Genomic DNA, 15,552 nt, shown 5'->3' with positions numbered 1-15,552 from the left:
CTTTAGCTTGAAGAGCAATTGCATTACAGCCTCGGCTGAAACACTTTTGCGTTTCCAAAAGGGTCTCAAAATCTTTATCAGAAAGGGTCAACTTAAGAGAAATGGTTCGTTTCATACAAGCTATTTTAAACCATGGCTACAAATTAAACAATCTAAAAAGGAGCGATGCTTCCTCCCCTCCCTAAAGGAAGGGGTATCCGCATCGATATTTTGATGAAAATAAAGTAGCTCATATAGTAAATATTAATGGATGCGAAGAAAAAAGAAAAATGGAATCGAATGGCTCGAGTTTGACCTTCTCCAAAAGTTCCCAGAGGTAAGACATGGAGTTTTTGGTTTAGGAGAGGAAAAAAATATCCCTGCAGCCTTTGATGCGTTGGGAATTGAAAGGGGGGTCAAGCTCAAACAGTGCCACCGCGCCGATATCTTTGAAGTGAAATGTTATGACGCCCCGCTGACCCATATTGAAAAAAACTACACACTAATAATTCTATGGGGATATCTCGGTCGATTTAAAGGGGGCCATGATATATTTTTAGCTCCCATCCTTTGTCTACGATTTAGGTCGTCTTCCAAATTAACTCCTGATAAAATCAGGCCTGTCCCAAGCGTTTGCGTAATTCCACTTGGGATTATGCACAGTAACCCACCAGCTAGTGCTTTACAGAACCCTATAGCCACCCCATCGGGAACTTGGACCTCTTTTTTGTCTTTTTTTTTCACTTGGATTATACCCAAACAAGTTCAAGAATTGGATTTTCGACAGCTTTCGCGTTGCCCAAAACCAATTCTTGAGCTTGTTTGGGTATATTTTAGGACGATACTGAGACTGGGAGTAGAAAGAGGCATTCCTGATTCCATCGGTTTCTTTTGACAAAACCAATTCATATAAGTCCTCAACAAATCCCCCATCTAAGGAGATGCCTTGGCTCTCTATACCTTCAAAAGTTTTTTCAAAAATTACAGATAGGAGGGGAGCGTTGTATCCCTTCTCCACGAGTAATCCTCGAGCTTTACACAAATCTTCAACAGCCCCTTCAATTGAAAAATCCCCATCAACAAAGTTAAAACAATCTAAAACCTTGTGACACAAATCTCTTTCTGTTACTTCTTGGCCGATAGTTTGGATGTTCATTGAACATAAAGGAGAAGTAAACCCAATTAAAGAAAGAAAAAACATTGCCAAAAATTTCATGCTAACTCCCACCTACAAATAATCTCGACAAAATAACTAAGCCAATTGCCGAACCTATACCACCCACTAAAAGAGAAATGGCTCCCCATAGTTTACTAAAGCTTTGTGCTTTTCCTTTTAGTCCAAGCATCCACAGCGCCTTAGAGATGGCATAAGTAGAAAAGGTGAAGAGAAGAACAAAGACAATGGTTTTGAAAATCTCGTAATGCATAGCAATCTTCCGCGTTTGTTAAAAGTCAGACGGTAACTTACTTCTTTAATTTAACACAACTTTATTCTTTAGCAGCCTAAAGATAAAGTAGCTCATATGTTACACAATAGTGGATGCGAAGAAAAAAGAAAAATGGAATCGAGTGGCTCGAGTTTGAGCTTCTTCAAAAGTTTCCAGAAGTAAGACATGGAGTTTTTGGTTTAGGAGAGGAAAAAAATATCCCTGCAGCCTTTGATGCGTTGGGAATTGAAAAGGGGGTCAAGCTCAAGCAGTGTCACCGCGCCGACATCCTTGAAGTGAAACGTTATGACATTCCACTCACCCATATTGAAAACTATGATGGGATGGTGACGAAGGAAAAAGAGATGGGACTTCTGATCCGCCATGCCGACTGTCAAGCTGCCATTTTTTACGATCCAATTGCTAAGGTACTGGGAACGGCCCACTCTGGCTGGAGGGGGAGCGTCCAAAACATCTACCAAAACACGATCGATGCCATGGTGAGCTTGGGGGCTGACCCTGCCCACCTCATCGTCTGCATTGGGCCCAGCCTCGGCTCCGACAATGCCGAGTTCAAACACTATCGGGAAGAATTACCCCAAGCGTTTTGGAGATTCCAGGTCCGCCCCACCTACTTCGACTTTTGGAAAATTTCTACCATGCAGCTGATGACTGCAGGGGTTCCTCAAGGGCAAATCGAAATTGCCGAAATCTGCACCTATGACGATCCTTCATGTTACTCTTACAGAAGGGACAAAACACACCTGCGTCATGGGACCATTGCCGCTCAGATGTAAATCCGGATTTACAATAGCTTACTAAAACACCAAAACAGAATTTAGTGACCCAGGTTTTTTCGAAGTTTTGGATCACCAAATCACGTTTTCTGGATTTGGTGATCCAAACTGTTTTTCATAAGTTTCTGAAAAACAATAGATCAAAATATTTTCTGTATGTTTTTTGGTTTTGAGTGTTTCAAGAAATCCTGTTTCCCTTAATTTGGTTGCCTTGCTACAATCAAGAGGCAATGGAAGTTCAAGAATTAAAGTTAAAAGGGGTAAAGCTCATTCGGCCCCAGGTTTTTCGGGACGAACGGGGCTACTTTTTTGAGAGTCACCAGGTCGAACGCTACCTTGATCAGGGGATCGACTGCTCGTTTGTCCAGGATAACCACTCTTACTCGAAAGAAGGGACGATTCGGGGAATGCATTTCCAATCGGAGCCGGGGCAGGCAAAGCTGGTCCGCGTCGCAAGTGGAAAAATTTACGATGTCATTGTTGATATCCGCCTCTCTTCTCCTACTTTTGGACAGTGGGAAGGGGTTTACCTGGATGGAGAAAACCACCATCAGCTCTTTGTTCCGGTGGGTTTTGCTCATGGGTTCTGTGTGGTCAGCCCCGAGGCGCATGTTCTTTATAAGACAAGTGCTCCTTATAATAGTGAAACGGAAAAAGGGTTTCGCTTTGACGACCCTGAGGTGGGGATCGAGTGGCCGGTTAAAGAGCCGATCGTCTCGGAGCGAGACAAAAATAGCCCTAAACTTCGAGGGCAGAACCTATTATGAAACTGTGGATTATTGGGAAGCGGGGACTTTTAGCAAGCGCCATGCGACGGAAGTGTCTTGAAAAAGGAATTGATCATGTGGCGACCACCCGAAAAGAGGTTGACGTTGAAGATGAAAAGAGCGTTCGCGCCCAATTTGAGACGATGCACTTTACCCATGTTATCAACTGCTCGGGATACACAGCAGTGGATCAAGCCGAAGAAGAGGAGGCGCGCGCCTTTGCTCTCAATAGAGATGCAGTTGCTTTACTTGCAAAACTTGCTCAAGAACATGGAAAAAAGCTGATCCACTTTTCAACCGACTACGTCTTCGATGGAGAAAAAGAGGGATATCAGACGGGCGATCCAACAGCTCCCCTTTCCATTTATGGCAAAAGTAAGGAAGCGGGAGAAAAGGAGCTTCATCCCGAGGCGTGCCTGATCCGCACCTCATGGCTTTTTGGCCAAGAGGGAAGTCACTTTGTCAAGACGATGATCCGCCTCATGGAACAGCAAGAAACTTTAAGTGTTGTCAATGATCAAAAGGGGCGCCCCACCTACGCTGACGACTTGGCAGAAGCAGCCCTTTCCCTTCTCGATGCATCGGGAACCTTTCACTTTGCCAATGAAGGGGAGACCACCTGGCATGGCTTTGCTGAAACGATCAAGCGGAAGCTTGAAGAGAAAAACCATCCCCTCCGGTGTCATACGATCGAGCCGGTTACAAGCGAGAAGTTTGGTAAAGCCAAAAGGCCCGCTTCATCCATCCTCCTAACAGAAAACCTTCAACCTCCCCACTGGGAAAAGGGATTAGAAGAGGTACTTGCCCATGCTTTCGAATCTTAATCAAGCCCACCTTCTAGTGACCGGCGGCGCCGGCTTTATGGGATCGGCCTTTATCCGCTACGTTTTATCGCAGCCTGGGTTTACAGGCCACATCTCGAACCTCGACCTCCTCACCTATGCGGGCAACCTCGATAACCTCAAAGAAGTCGAGGAGGATTCCCGCTACGCGTTTTACAAAGGAGACGTTCGGGATCGCTCGGTCCTTGAAGAAATCCACAAAGAAAAACCGCTTACAGCCATCGTCCATTTTGCCGCAGAGACCCATGTTGATCGGAGCATTACCGATCCCACCCCCTTCCTTGAAACGAATATTTTGGGAACCTGTAACCTCCTCGAATTTGTCCGCACCCACCCGAACATTCACTTCCATCACATCTCTACCGATGAGGTTTATGGGGCTTTAGGTGCTGATGGAATCTTTACCGAAGAGACTCCTTACCGTCCTAACTCTCCCTACTCCGCCTCAAAAGCAAGTTCTGACCATTTTGTTCGCGCCTATGCCGTAACCTATGACCTTTCGACCACCCTTTCCCATGCTAGCAACAACTATGGGCCGGGCCAGTATCCCGAAAAGTTTATCCCCCTCATGATCCAAAATGCCCTGGGTAAAAAGCCCCTTCCCGTTTACGGCAAAGGGGAAAACATCCGCGAGTGGCTCTTTGTCGAAGACCATTCCCGTGCCATTTGGACCATTTTGGAAGAGGGGAAAAAGGGAGAGGTGTATAATATTGGGGGAGGGAACGAGATGAAAAATATCGACCTTTTGCGTCTGATTCTGAAGGTCGCCGAAGAGATGACCGCGGAGAAAAATCTTGAAGCGTTGATCACCTTTGTGACCGACCGTCCCGGTCATGACTTCCGCTACGCCATGGATGGAACAAAGGTCTCTTCCCTTGGCTTTACACCCCAGTGGTCGCTCGAAGCGGGCCTCCGCGCAACCATGGAGATATTATTATGAGAGTTGTTTGTGTGATTCCAGCAAGACTTGCCTCAAGCCGCTTTCCACGGAAAGTGCTCACTATGCTTGGGGAAAAACCGCTACTCCAATGGGTGTGGGAAGCGGCGACGAGTAGCGAGATGTTTGATGAGGTTGCCTTTGCGATCGATGATCGGGAAACAGCCCGCCTCATCGACTCCTTCGGGGGGAGTTACCATATGACCTGCCCCAATTGCCAATCGGGAACCGACCGCCTCATCGAACTGCAAAGGCAAGGGACCCTAAAAGGGAACATCTGGGTCAACTGGCAGGGGGACGAGCCTTTTATCCATCGGGAAATGATCGAAAACCTCCTCCAATCGACCGATGCTCCCCACGACATCTGGACTCTCAAAAAAGAGATCAATAGCGAAGAAGAGATCGAAGACCCCAATGTGGTCAAAGTGGTCACCAATCACAAGGGAAAAGCTCTCTATTTTTCCCGTTCACCGATCCCCTATGACCGCGATGGCCTCGAAGAGGTGACCTACTATAAGCATATCGGTATCTATGCCTACACAGCAGAGGCCCTCAAAGAAATTTCTACCCTTTCTCCGTCGCCCTTAGAGCTAGCCGAGGGGCTGGAGCAGCTCCGCTTTCTTGATCATGGCCTCACCATTCAGGTCCACGAGACAGCCTATGACGCCCTCGGGATCGATGTCCCGGAGGATCTTGCTCGCGCTATGGAGCGGATTGCCTCCCAAATTGTTTGATGGGAATATACTCAAACAAGCTGAAGAATTGGGAATTTGCCAAATTAAGCTTCTTCGTTGCCCTTCCCTATTGGGAAGGATGCGCCTCATTCAGCTCAATTTTTTTGCGTCTTGCTGAGTCAAATTATAGCATTTATTTCTTGAGGGACCCTTAGGAGCTGGGCAAAAACCAGTTCTTTAACTTGTTTGGGTATACATTTTGTAGTTGAATGCTTTGCGCTTATGTCGTAAAATGGGGGAAAGCGGAGTCAAAACCCCACTTAAATGAAAAAGTTACCTATCGGGATTCAGAGCATAAAAAAAATTCTTGTTAAAGGTGAGTATGCTTATGTCGATAAAACAGAGATTATTAGGGAGCTAATTGATGAAGGAGCTCCTCATTATTTTATGTCGCGCCCCAGGAGATTTGGAAAATCTCTTTTTCTTGATACTCTAAGGGAAATTTTTAGTGGCAATAAAGAACTCTTTAAAGGATGTCAGATTTATAATAGTGATTATGAATGGGATAAACATCCAGTTGTATATTTAGACTTCTCAAAAATCGCAAACCAGACCCCTAGTCAACTCGAAACTGCACTGAAAGTAAGGCTTGGAATCATTGCCAAAGAATATGGCATATCTATTATTACAACTGACGTTCAGGTGGCTTTAGATACACTGGTTGTCGAACTGTCGAATAAATATGGCAGAAAGGTTGTGGTATTAGTTGATGAATATGATAAACCCATCATAGATCGTTTGGACAATCTTGATATCGCCAAAAAAAATAAAGACCTTCTTAAGGGATTCTTTGGAACATTAAAAGGTTTGGATGCACAGCTTCGGTTTACACTTACAACAGGTGTAAGTAAGTTTTCTCAAGTTTCTCTTTTTTCAGGACTTAACAATTTAACAGACATCACTATGAGTCCTGAATATGCTGGGATGTTGGGGTATACTGAGGACGAGCTTAAGACGGTTTTCTCAGATCATATTCAAGAGGTTGTCAAGCAAAGAGGTCAACAGGGGAATTTGGTAACAGAAGAGGCTGTTATAGACGAAATCCGTAAGTGGTACAATGGCTATCGCTTTTCGGAAAAAGCCCTTTTCATTTATAATCCTTATTCAACGCTTCATTATCTAAAAACCAAAAAAGCAGAAGGCTATTGGTATAGTACAGGGACCCCATCCTTTTTAATCGAGGAAATCAAAAAACATCCCCAAGCGATTGTCCCTTTATGTGGAACATCTGTCTTAAAAAGTACCCTTTCTGATATCAGTAAAATTGATCGAATTCATTTGGCTGCTCTCATGTTTCAAACAGGTTATCTCACTATAAGAGGGCATAACCCAGAAGAAAACTCTTACGATCTTGACTTTCCTAATAAAGAGGTTAAGGATGCTTTTTTTAACTCTCTTCTTGAGGAATTCACAGAAGTTAACCCTTTAGAGGTAACCCGTGTTGCTAAAGAAGTTAAAAAAGCACTAGAGGACAAGGAATTAGAGAGTTTTATAGATAAAATAAATGCTCACTTTGCAAAAATACCATACCAGATATTCCAGCATGCAAAAGAGGGATTTTACCAAGCCGTATTTTTTACGTTCTTAGAGAAGTCTGGTGTTAAAACAGAGGCCGAAACAGCCACAAATACTGGTCGAATAGACCTCGTGTGTGAAACCTCGAATTCATTTTTTGTCTTTGAGCTTAAGTTAAATAGAACAGCAGATATTGCATTTAAGCAAGCAGAAGAAAAGAAATACAGAGAAAGATATTCCTTGAGTGAAAAAAATATTTTGGTCCTAGGGATAAACTTTAGCTCCAAGTCACGAAATATTGGTGATTGGAAAGGGATTCTTTATTCTCCATCTGGAGATTCTGTGAGAACCTATAGTAAAAATTTTTAGTTATACCCGTTCCGACTCAAGATTTGAGGGTTTGCAAAAATCAGCGCTCCAGATTTAGCCCGATCGAAGCAGTTCCCTATAAGGGAGATAGGGGCGATGCAGAGGGGTAAGGCTGGAGTGCTGGTGCAGGGAAAACCAAATCTTGAGTCGGAATGAGGGTTTCTCGCTGTTAAATTCTCATAGAGAAAAATACCTCTGCTGAAAAAACTTTACCCCAAACTTTGGCTAACTGTGATCGCTTTTCCCAGAGAAGGCAGTTTTCAGTTCAAAAAAGCCTAAAATTTGACCCCAATTAATAATCAAAGAGTTACAAATTAATTCTAAAAAATCTGAAAAATTCTTCATGGAGAAAATTCCAAAATTGTTTACAGCGGGAAAGCCTCGGAATGGGTATGCATTGACATTAGGTGACAAAGAGAGTATCCTTGGACCCTATGTCAACAGAAGAGATCCTTTCCTCTAGAGAGGAATACAAATATGGCTTTCAGACCGACATCGAGACCGAGGTTTTCCCCAAGGGACTCGATGAAGAAACGGTCCGCGCCCTTTCTGCCAAGAAAGGGGAGCCTGACTTCATGCTCGAATTCCGCCTCAAAGCCTTCCGAAAGTGGAAGGAAATGACCCCTCCCGACTGGGGCCACCTAAAGATCGCTCCGATCGATTTTCAAGACATGCGCTACTATGCAGCTCCAAAGAAGAAGCAGGAGCTGAGCAGCCTCGATGAGGTCGATCCCGAGATCTTGAAAACCTTTGATAAGTTGGGCATTCCTCTAGAAGAGCAGAAGCGGCTAAGCAATGTGGCGGTCGATGTCGTTTTCGACTCGGTTTCGCTCGGAACCACTTTTTATGAGACCCTTGAGAAGGCGGGTGTTGTCCTCTGCTCGATGAGTGAAGCGGTGAAGAAATACCCCGAGCTTCTGGAAAAATATTTGGGAACGGTGGTGCCGATCGGGGATAATTTCTATGCGGCGCTCAATTCGGCGGTTTTTTCCGATGGCTCTTTTGTCTACATCCCAAAGGGTGTGCGCAGTCCGATTGAGCTTTCGACCTATTTTCGGATCAATGAACGGGAGACGGGGCAGTTTGAGCGGACACTCATTATTGCGGAGCCGGGCTCTTATGTGAGCTATTTGGAAGGGTGTACTGCCCCTGCTTATGACGAAAACCAACTCCATGCCGCGGTGGTTGAGCTGATCGCCCATGAAGATGCGGAGATCAAGTATTCAACGGTGCAAAACTGGTATGCAGGAGATCGAAAGACCGGCAAGGGAGGGATTTACAACTTTGTGACGAAGCGGGGCAAGTGCGCGGGCAACCGGTCTAAGATTTCTTGGACGCAGGTCGAAGCGGGCGCCGCGATTACCTGGAAGTACCCAAGCTGCATTTTGCAGGGAGATGACTCGGTCGGGGAGTTTTACTCGGTGGCGCTGACCAATGGAAAAATGCAGGCCGACACGGGAACGAAGATGATTCACCTGGGAAAACGGACAAGCTCAACGATCATTTCGAAAGGGATTTCAGCCGATGAGTCTTCCAATACCTATCGGGGACTGGTTCATATTTCTTCAAGGGCGGAAGGGGCACGGAACTTTACTCAGTGTGACTCGATGCTGGTAAAGAATGCATGTAGTGCGAACACCTTCCCTTACATTGAGGTTCATAATGAGACGGCAGAGCTGGAACATGAAGCCTCGACTTCAAAGATGAATGAAGAACAGCTGTTTTACCTCCAGTCGCGGGGGATTTCGATGGAAGATGCGATTCAGATGATTGTCAATGGCTTTTGCGAAGAGGTGATCAAGGAGCTTCCTTTGGAGTTTGCGGCGGAAGCGCAAAAATTATTAACACTTAAGTTAGAAAGGTCAGTCGGATGAACCTATCAGGAGCTAAAAAACTTTTTTTATTCCACTCTTTTTGGCATCTTTCTCCCCTTTACTTCGAACCCTTATCTTTTGGACAATGTGATCGAAGTAAAGGGAAGCAATCTGCTCAAAAATCGAAGAAATCAAACAAACTTTTTAACCCCGGATAGGTTCATGCTAAAGATTGAAGGTTTATGTGTATCGGTTGAGGGAAAGGAGATCTTGAAAGGCTTTTCTTTGACTGTAAAGCCGGGAGAAATCCATGCGATTATGGGACCGAATGGTGCGGGAAAATCGACGCTCGCTAAGGTTTTGGCCGGTCACCCGAGCTATGAGGTCACAGGGGGATCGATCACCTTTTTGGGAGAAGACCTTTTGGAGATGGATATTGAGGACCGGGCCCGCTTGGGTCTTTTTATGGGCTTCCAATATCCGGTTGAAATTCCTGGAGTGAGTAATGCAGATTTCTTGCGAAGCGCTCTAAATAGTAAGCGGAAAGAGCCCCTTTCAGAAGAGGATTTCCAGGCTCTTTTAAAGCAAAAGATGGAAGAGATGGAGATTCCTCCCTCTTTTGGAGAACGGGATGTCAATGGGGGCTTTTCAGGAGGAGAGAAGAAGCGGAACGAAGTGCTTCAGATGGCGATTTTAGAGCCGAAGCTAGCGATTTTGGATGAAACCGACTCGGGACTCGATATCGATGCGATGCGCATCGTTGCTGAAGGGGTCAATAAGCAATTGGGTAGTGACAATGCTCTCATTTTGATCACCCACTACCAACGCCTTTTAGATTACATCAAGCCTCAGTTTGTCCACGTGGTTGTGGATGGAAAAATTGTTGAAACGGGAGGGCCTGAGCTAGCCCTTCACCTCGAAGAAAAAGGGTATACACTGCTGTGACACTTTTGGAGACGCTGAAACCCTATCTTTCTAACGAGCCGTGGCGCCAAAAGTTTTGGGAAGCTGCGGTGAAAAAGGGACTCCCGACCAAGAAATGGGATCCCTTTAAGTATGTCTCTCTAAAGGGACTTTATAAGATGTCCTTTGAGAAGAAAGAGGGGGAGAGTACCCTTTCTTCCTCAGAGTGTGCGTTCAGGGGGTGCATTTCTAAGGAAAGCGGAGTAGACGCTACAGATTTTATGCCAAATGACGACCCCATAGCCGCAGGCGCTATAGGGGAGGAATGCGGTACAAAAGATGTGGTGCCTACTTCCGCTTTACTGGAAATTGACCCCCTAAATGCGTGCTCCTCAGACGGGATTATCTCTCTTCCTTTGGATGAGGCGATGGGGTCTTATGGTTCTTTATTGCAAAAGAGATGGACCGAGGCTCTAGGGAAAGAGCAAAATCCTTTTGCTCTTTTAAGTCATGCCCTTTACCAAGAGGGGCGCTTTCTCTACATCCCTCCAGGAAAAGTGGCTTCTTTGAACTGGGAGTTTTTTGCAGAAGAGGGGGCTTTTTATGCCCCTAAAATGGAGATCTTTTTAGGGAAAGGGGCGCGTCTGGTCTTGGAAAGGCGGACAACTGGGAAGGGAAGTTACTTTTATAATGAGCATATAGAGGTGACTCTTGATGAGGGGGCTCATGTGACACTCAACGCTCACCGGGAACACGAAGGATATGCGATGCATACCTTACGTGCCCACTTGAAGCGGGATGCAAAGCTCGATTCCTTTACCTTTTCTAAGGGGGCCCCAACCGAAAGGGAAGATATTGAAGTGACATTGGGAGGGGAAAATAGTGAGGTTGACCTTAAGGGACTTTCGATTGTGGGAAGTCAAGATGAGGTTCACCAGTTTATCAATGTTCGCCATGTAGTGCCCCACTGCCGCTCTAACCAACACTATAAGACCGCTCTTTATGGACGAGGACGTTCGAGTTTTGAGGGGAAAATCTATGTGGAAAAAGAGGCGCAGAAAACAGAGGCCTATCAACTCAACAACAATCTCCTTCTCAGTTCGAAGGCGCAGGCGATGAGTAAACCCAACTTAGAGATTTTTGCCGATGATGTGAAAGCTTCTCATGGAGCAACATGTGCGCAGCCAAAGGAAGAGGAACTTTTTTACTTAAGGACCCGAGGCCTTTCCCTAGAAGAGGCAAGGGGGCATTTGGCGCGGGGTTTTTGCGCCGAGATGATGGATGGAAAAGTGGTCGATCAATTTTTGCAGATAAGGTCATCCGATGGATCTATTTGATGTTTGGCGGGTCAGAGAACGTTTTCCGATGCTTAAGAGGAAGATGAATGGACGCCCTCTTGTCTACTTAGATACAGCAGCCACCTCTCAGAAACCTCAGTGTGTGATCGATGCGATGATCCTTTTTTATGCGCAAGAGTATGGGACGGTTCATCGCGCCGTTTATGAACTAGCAGCCCGTTCGACCGAAATGTATAGTGGGGTTCGTGTTAAGGTCCAAGAGTTTATCAATGCACGGCAAGAAGAGGAGATTGTCTTTACGCGGGGAACCACGGAGGCGATCAACCTCGTTGCCCAGTCCTTCGGAAAAGCTTTTCTAAAGGCTGGAGATGAGATCATCATCTCTGAAATGGAGCACCATTCCAATATCGTTCCATGGCAGCTTCTTGCAGAAGAAAAAGATCTTAAGCTCAAATTTATTCCGATGGATCATAATGGAGAGCTTCGCCTCGATGTCTTTCAGGAGCTGCTGTCTGAGCGGACAAAACTTGTTTCAGTCGCTCACATCGCCAATGTCACGGGGACGATCAACCCGATTAAGGAAATCACCGACCTTGCCCACATGGCAGGGGCAAAGGTTCTGATCGATGGGGCGCAAGCCGCTTCCCATCTTTCTTTAGATATGCAAAAGCTTGACGTGGACTTCTATACCTTCTCTGGTCATAAGATGTATGGGCCAACGGGAGTGGGAGTTCTCTACGGAAAGTATGATCTTTTAAAGGAGATGCCTCCTTTGATGGGTGGGGGAGACATGATCGAAACGGTCACCATGGAAAAGACCACCTATCAAGAGCCTCCCCTCCGGTTTGAGGCAGGAACCCCTTCTATTGCGCAAGTGATTGGTCTAGGGGCTGCTATTGAATATATCGAATCGGTGGGAAAAGAGCAAATCGAAGAGTGGGAAAACCGCCTCCTTCGCTATGCCACCGAAAAGCTCGAGGAGATTCATGGGCTGACCATTATCGGCAATGCCAAGAAAAAGAGTGGAATCATTAGCTTCACTCTGGAAGATGTTCACTCTCTCGACTTGGGGACCCTCCTTGGCCTGAAGGGGATTGCTATCCGCACCGGCCACCTCTGCGCGCAACCCACCCTTGCCCGCTTTGGCCTCTCTTCCCTTTCTCGGATTTCTTTTGGGGTTTACAATACCTTTGAAGAGGTTGATACCGTTGTCGAAGCGATTCAAGAGGGGATTCTTCTTCTGAAGCCGGAACTTTCCTACTAATGTAAAGCGGCTTTACATTAGACCCTCGATTATTGCTTTTTGGTTTGTGTTGTATAAAGGTTAATCTATAAACCAGCTAAAACCTCCAAAGATCCATATAGATACGTCAGGGCTGGCGCCCCTGCTGCCCCTTGAGCTTCGAATGCAGCAAGCTAAATCGATCCTCATTCGGGAGGCTGTGTCATAACACAGCACGATCCCTCTGTCGGATCGATTTTTCAGAGCTGCCTTGAAGCCGCGGACAGCTCACCACGTTCGTTTCGGCACCCTCCGGGCTGGAACTCACGTCAGTTCGCTGGGGAAGAAAAAAAAGAAAAACCTCTCCTGCGAAGGGACAGCCCAGAGCTGCTAGGTTGAAAAGGGCTGCCCGGAGCAGTCCGCATATGGATCCTTGGAGGGCTTAAAACAAAAGAATTGTACAGTACAAGTCGACAATATTATCGATAATTATTTAAAGCTTTTAAATTGTTGTATTAGATGCCGTAGAACTCTTTGGCATTTTCGTAGAAAAGCTTGTGTTGGACCTTGATGTCAAAGGTACTGAAGGCTTCCTTGAACATGCCGATCAGCTCTGCATAGGAGATAAAGAGGGCAGCAGGAGGGACATTGCTTCCAAAAAGACACCGGTCTTCTCCGAACAGTTCGATCCCTGCATGGAGAAATCGCTTGATGTTTTCCTGATCGAGCCTTTGGAAAACAAGACCAATACCGCTGAGCTTCAGGTAGCAGTTGGGACAGGTTGCCAAGGAGGCAAGATCTTCTTTCCACTTTGTAAAGCCACTATCTGTGACATCGAGAGGCCATCCCAAGTGGTCAAGAATAAAGAGCACATCATCATATTCTTTGACAACTTTGGCGGCATCTTTTATCTGCTTGCCAAAGATGGCAATGTCAAAGGTGAGATTTTGAGAGGCTAGGTACTTAAGTCCTTTTTGACAATGGGGAGCATTCAGAAGACTGGGTTCTCCTTCTCTTTCAAAAAGGATTTGGCGGATGCCTCGTACGTTGGGAAATTGACACTGTTCTTTGGTCACATTTTCAATGTCGGGATCGCTCAAGTCGGCGTAGGCGACAATGCCGTGGGGAAAACCTTTTTCATCGGCAATTTTTTGGAGCCATTCGGTTTCATGGAGTCCTTTGGTAGGGGCTGCGTTGGTTTCGATATGGACGCTTTTGGTGACGTGATGGGGTTTGATCCACTCTTGGTATTCGGGAAGAAAGAAGTTTCTTTTCATCTTCTTGTAGTCGCCGATGATATCTTCGAAGTGGTTGTCGGCTCCCTGGAGCCAGGGATATTCTCCGCGGGATAGATCCCAAAGATGCATGTGGCCATCGATGATTTCCCCTTCGTAGACCTTACTCATGCTAAAAATCCAGGCGGAGTTTTGCCGTTAGCCCTTGGAGGCTGAGGTCAAAGCGGTCATAGTTGTTGTTGAGGCTAATGTAGAGGGTTTGGTTGAGCCAGATTTGACTTTCCCAACCCGCTTGGACAAGGACGTGGTAGCGGCCACATCCGTAGTAGGTTTCCGCGCGCAAGCCCATTGCAAACTCAAGGACGGGTTTGATGAGACGGAGGCGGGCTTCTATATTGGTTGTGGTAATGGAGGTGCCGACTTGCTCCCCGTTTGCAATTTGGGTGAAGGTGTCCTTGCGATTGGTATTGTAGTGGACCCACAGGCCAGAAAGGGCCATGTTTCCATAGAGGCTAACATTTTTTGAGAATTGCCAGGAGGTATTCAGTCCTCCACGGATTCCAATGCCGTAAAGGGAGTGATCGATCCGTGTTTTGAAGTGGAAGAAATTCGTGGTGATGGGGATCGTATCAAGGAAGACGTTGTAGTCTTGCTTTTGCCAGGTTCCTTTGGCTCCGACAAAGGGGCGGAGTTTCAATGTCTTGCTCACATAATAATTACGGCCAAGCTCTAAGTCTCCTACCTGGTAGTGGAGATCAAAGTGGGCACTCCCTTTTTGAAAGGGGAGGATGCTAAGGGGGATATCTTCAGGGGTGAAGATCTGAAAGCCAGGCACCATGCTTTCTGACTTTTTGCTATCATCGACATTTGTATAAAACCAAGTATATTGGAGGAGCATATCCCAGCAGCCATGGCAAAAACTCCATCCCAGACCTGCTTTAAAACCAGGATCCCAACTCCAATCGACCGCTTGTACCCGTCCCCGACTAGGGCTGTTAACAAGGGAACCAAAGCCTGTCTTTGCATAGGTTAAGCCATCAAGACGCGCCGTCCAAAAAAGAAAGTCGGCAGAAAGGTGAATATCCCGTCCCCCGCGCACCTTGGGCCCTGCACAAGGCGTGATGGGGTGGTGGGCTGCTTTGGGTGCCCCTTTTTGTTCGAGCTTTGCAACACGATCTTCAATACCCCGCATCCGGATCTCACTTTCGGCATGCAAAAGAGAAAGGGATAGAGCTAAGAAAAGAACAAACTTAAATTTCATGATGAATCACTTTTCACCTAATGAAAAGGGATTCTTAATTGATTTTCAAGAGAAATTTTAAAAATCGAAGCGAAGTTTTGTGGTGAGGCCACTAAAGGTGAGGTCGCCATTATTTGAGCCGGTGGAGAAAATAAACTGGCCATAGTTGATCTAGTTTTGGTTTTCCCCTGCTAAAGCTTTAATTATAAAAATGAAAAGGACAAGAAGCAATATCTTCTTAGCGGCCTTGTTCACCTTTACAGGTAAAAAGTTCGCACATTTATCGGTGGTATATGTAAGAAAGATACGTCGGGGGCTTGCCCCCGACGTATCTTTCATCCAACTAAGTATGCAGACTTAAAAAAATAAGGGGTTTGTTGTTCAGGAAAAAGTGAAAGAGTAAGGAAACCAGATTGCCCTGGTTTCCTCCTCTAAGAACTGTGCGTGATAGTTTCCCATCACACAGCTCAAGC

14 protein-coding genes are annotated in these 15,552 nt (G+C 46.0%); 10 read left to right on the top strand and 4 right to left on the bottom strand.

Annotated features, from left to right (window positions below; genetic code table 11):
• Positions 1-661: 661 nt before the first annotated feature.
• Together NEPTK9_RS07195 and NEPTK9_RS07190 are read right to left on the bottom strand one after the other, a co-directional pair.
• Positions 662-1,195 (bottom strand): hypothetical protein, encoded by a 534-nt coding sequence (locus NEPTK9_RS07195; RefSeq protein ID WP_194848158.1) that lies wholly within the window; start codon positions 1,193-1,195, stop codon positions 662-664.
• 1 nt (position 1,196) lies between these two features.
• Positions 1,197-1,406 (bottom strand): hypothetical protein, encoded by a 210-nt coding sequence (locus NEPTK9_RS07190; RefSeq protein WP_194848157.1) that lies wholly within the window; start codon positions 1,404-1,406, stop codon positions 1,197-1,199.
• Positions 1,407-1,519: 113 nt separating this feature from the next.
• On the opposite strand from NEPTK9_RS07190, the gene NEPTK9_RS07185 reads away from it, so the two are divergent.
• The 10 genes from NEPTK9_RS07185 to NEPTK9_RS07140 all read left to right on the top strand — a co-directional run bounded on the left by NEPTK9_RS07185 (position 1,520) and on the right by NEPTK9_RS07140 (position 12,646).
• The gene (locus NEPTK9_RS07185) at positions 1,520-2,203 is read left to right on the top strand and encodes a purine nucleoside phosphorylase YfiH/LACC1 family protein (protein ID WP_194848156.1); all 684 of its coding nucleotides are present in this window, start codon (positions 1,520-1,522) and stop codon (positions 2,201-2,203) included.
• Positions 2,204-2,433: 230 nt separating this feature from the next.
• A complete protein-coding gene (gene rfbC, locus NEPTK9_RS07180; RefSeq protein ID WP_194848155.1) occupies positions 2,434-2,970 on the top strand; it encodes a dTDP-4-dehydrorhamnose 3,5-epimerase in 537 nt (178 codons plus the stop codon).
• Entirely contained in the window at positions 2,967-3,794 is an 828-nt protein-coding gene (rfbD, locus tag NEPTK9_RS07175) for a dTDP-4-dehydrorhamnose reductase (protein WP_194848154.1), read from the top strand. The genes rfbC and rfbD overlap by 4 nt, the downstream gene beginning before the upstream one ends.
• Positions 3,778-4,752: a dTDP-glucose 4,6-dehydratase gene (gene rfbB / locus NEPTK9_RS07170; protein WP_194848153.1), complete on the top strand. Its 975-nt coding sequence runs from the start codon at positions 3,778-3,780 to the stop codon at positions 4,750-4,752. Before rfbD ends, rfbB begins: the two co-directional genes overlap by 17 nt.
• Complete coding sequence (kdsB, locus tag NEPTK9_RS07165; RefSeq protein WP_194848152.1) at positions 4,749-5,483, top strand: 3-deoxy-manno-octulosonate cytidylyltransferase; 735 nt, start codon at positions 4,749-4,751, stop codon at positions 5,481-5,483. Before rfbB ends, kdsB begins: the two co-directional genes overlap by 4 nt.
• 264 nt (positions 5,484-5,747) lie before the next feature.
• Entirely contained in the window at positions 5,748-7,367 is a 1,620-nt protein-coding gene (locus NEPTK9_RS07160; RefSeq protein ID WP_194848151.1) for an ATP-binding protein, read from the top strand.
• A gap of 434 nt (positions 7,368-7,801) precedes the next feature.
• On the top strand, positions 7,802-9,241 hold the full coding sequence (gene sufB, locus NEPTK9_RS07155) for a Fe-S cluster assembly protein SufB (protein WP_194848159.1): 1,440 nt from the start codon (positions 7,802-7,804) through the stop codon (positions 9,239-9,241).
• Between the two features lie 87 nt (positions 9,242-9,328).
• Positions 9,329-10,126 carry a Fe-S cluster assembly ATPase SufC gene (gene sufC, locus NEPTK9_RS07150; RefSeq protein ID WP_420887671.1) on the top strand — a complete coding sequence of 266 codons (798 nt, stop codon included), beginning with the start codon at positions 9,329-9,331 and terminating at the stop codon, positions 10,124-10,126.
• A gap of 5 nt (positions 10,127-10,131) precedes the next feature.
• Positions 10,132-11,421: a SufB/SufD family protein gene (locus NEPTK9_RS07145; RefSeq protein ID WP_194848149.1), complete on the top strand. Its 1,290-nt coding sequence runs from the start codon at positions 10,132-10,134 to the stop codon at positions 11,419-11,421.
• The gene (locus tag NEPTK9_RS07140) at positions 11,408-12,646 is read left to right on the top strand and encodes a cysteine desulfurase (RefSeq protein ID WP_194848148.1); all 1,239 of its coding nucleotides are present in this window, start codon (positions 11,408-11,410) and stop codon (positions 12,644-12,646) included. Before NEPTK9_RS07145 ends, NEPTK9_RS07140 begins: the two co-directional genes overlap by 14 nt.
• A gap of 473 nt (positions 12,647-13,119) precedes the next feature.
• Here NEPTK9_RS07140 and NEPTK9_RS07135 read toward each other — a convergent pair whose 3' ends face one another.
• Both NEPTK9_RS07135 and NEPTK9_RS07130 read right to left on the bottom strand, forming a co-directional pair.
• The gene (locus tag NEPTK9_RS07135) at positions 13,120-14,010 is read right to left on the bottom strand and encodes an amidohydrolase family protein (protein WP_194848147.1); all 891 of its coding nucleotides are present in this window, start codon (positions 14,008-14,010) and stop codon (positions 13,120-13,122) included.
• Position 14,011: 1 nt separating this feature from the next.
• Positions 14,012-15,100: an Lpg1974 family pore-forming outer membrane protein gene (locus NEPTK9_RS07130; protein WP_194848146.1), complete on the bottom strand. Its 1,089-nt coding sequence runs from the start codon at positions 15,098-15,100 to the stop codon at positions 14,012-14,014.
• Positions 15,101-15,552 lie beyond the last annotated feature (452 nt).

It is taken from the genome of Candidatus Neptunochlamydia vexilliferae, from assembly GCF_015356785.1.
Lineage (GTDB): Bacteria > Chlamydiota > Chlamydiia > Chlamydiales > Simkaniaceae > Neptunichlamydia > Neptunichlamydia vexilliferae.
Note: the sequence above shows the minus strand (reverse complement) of the source record. Positions and strands in the feature narration are given on the sequence as shown.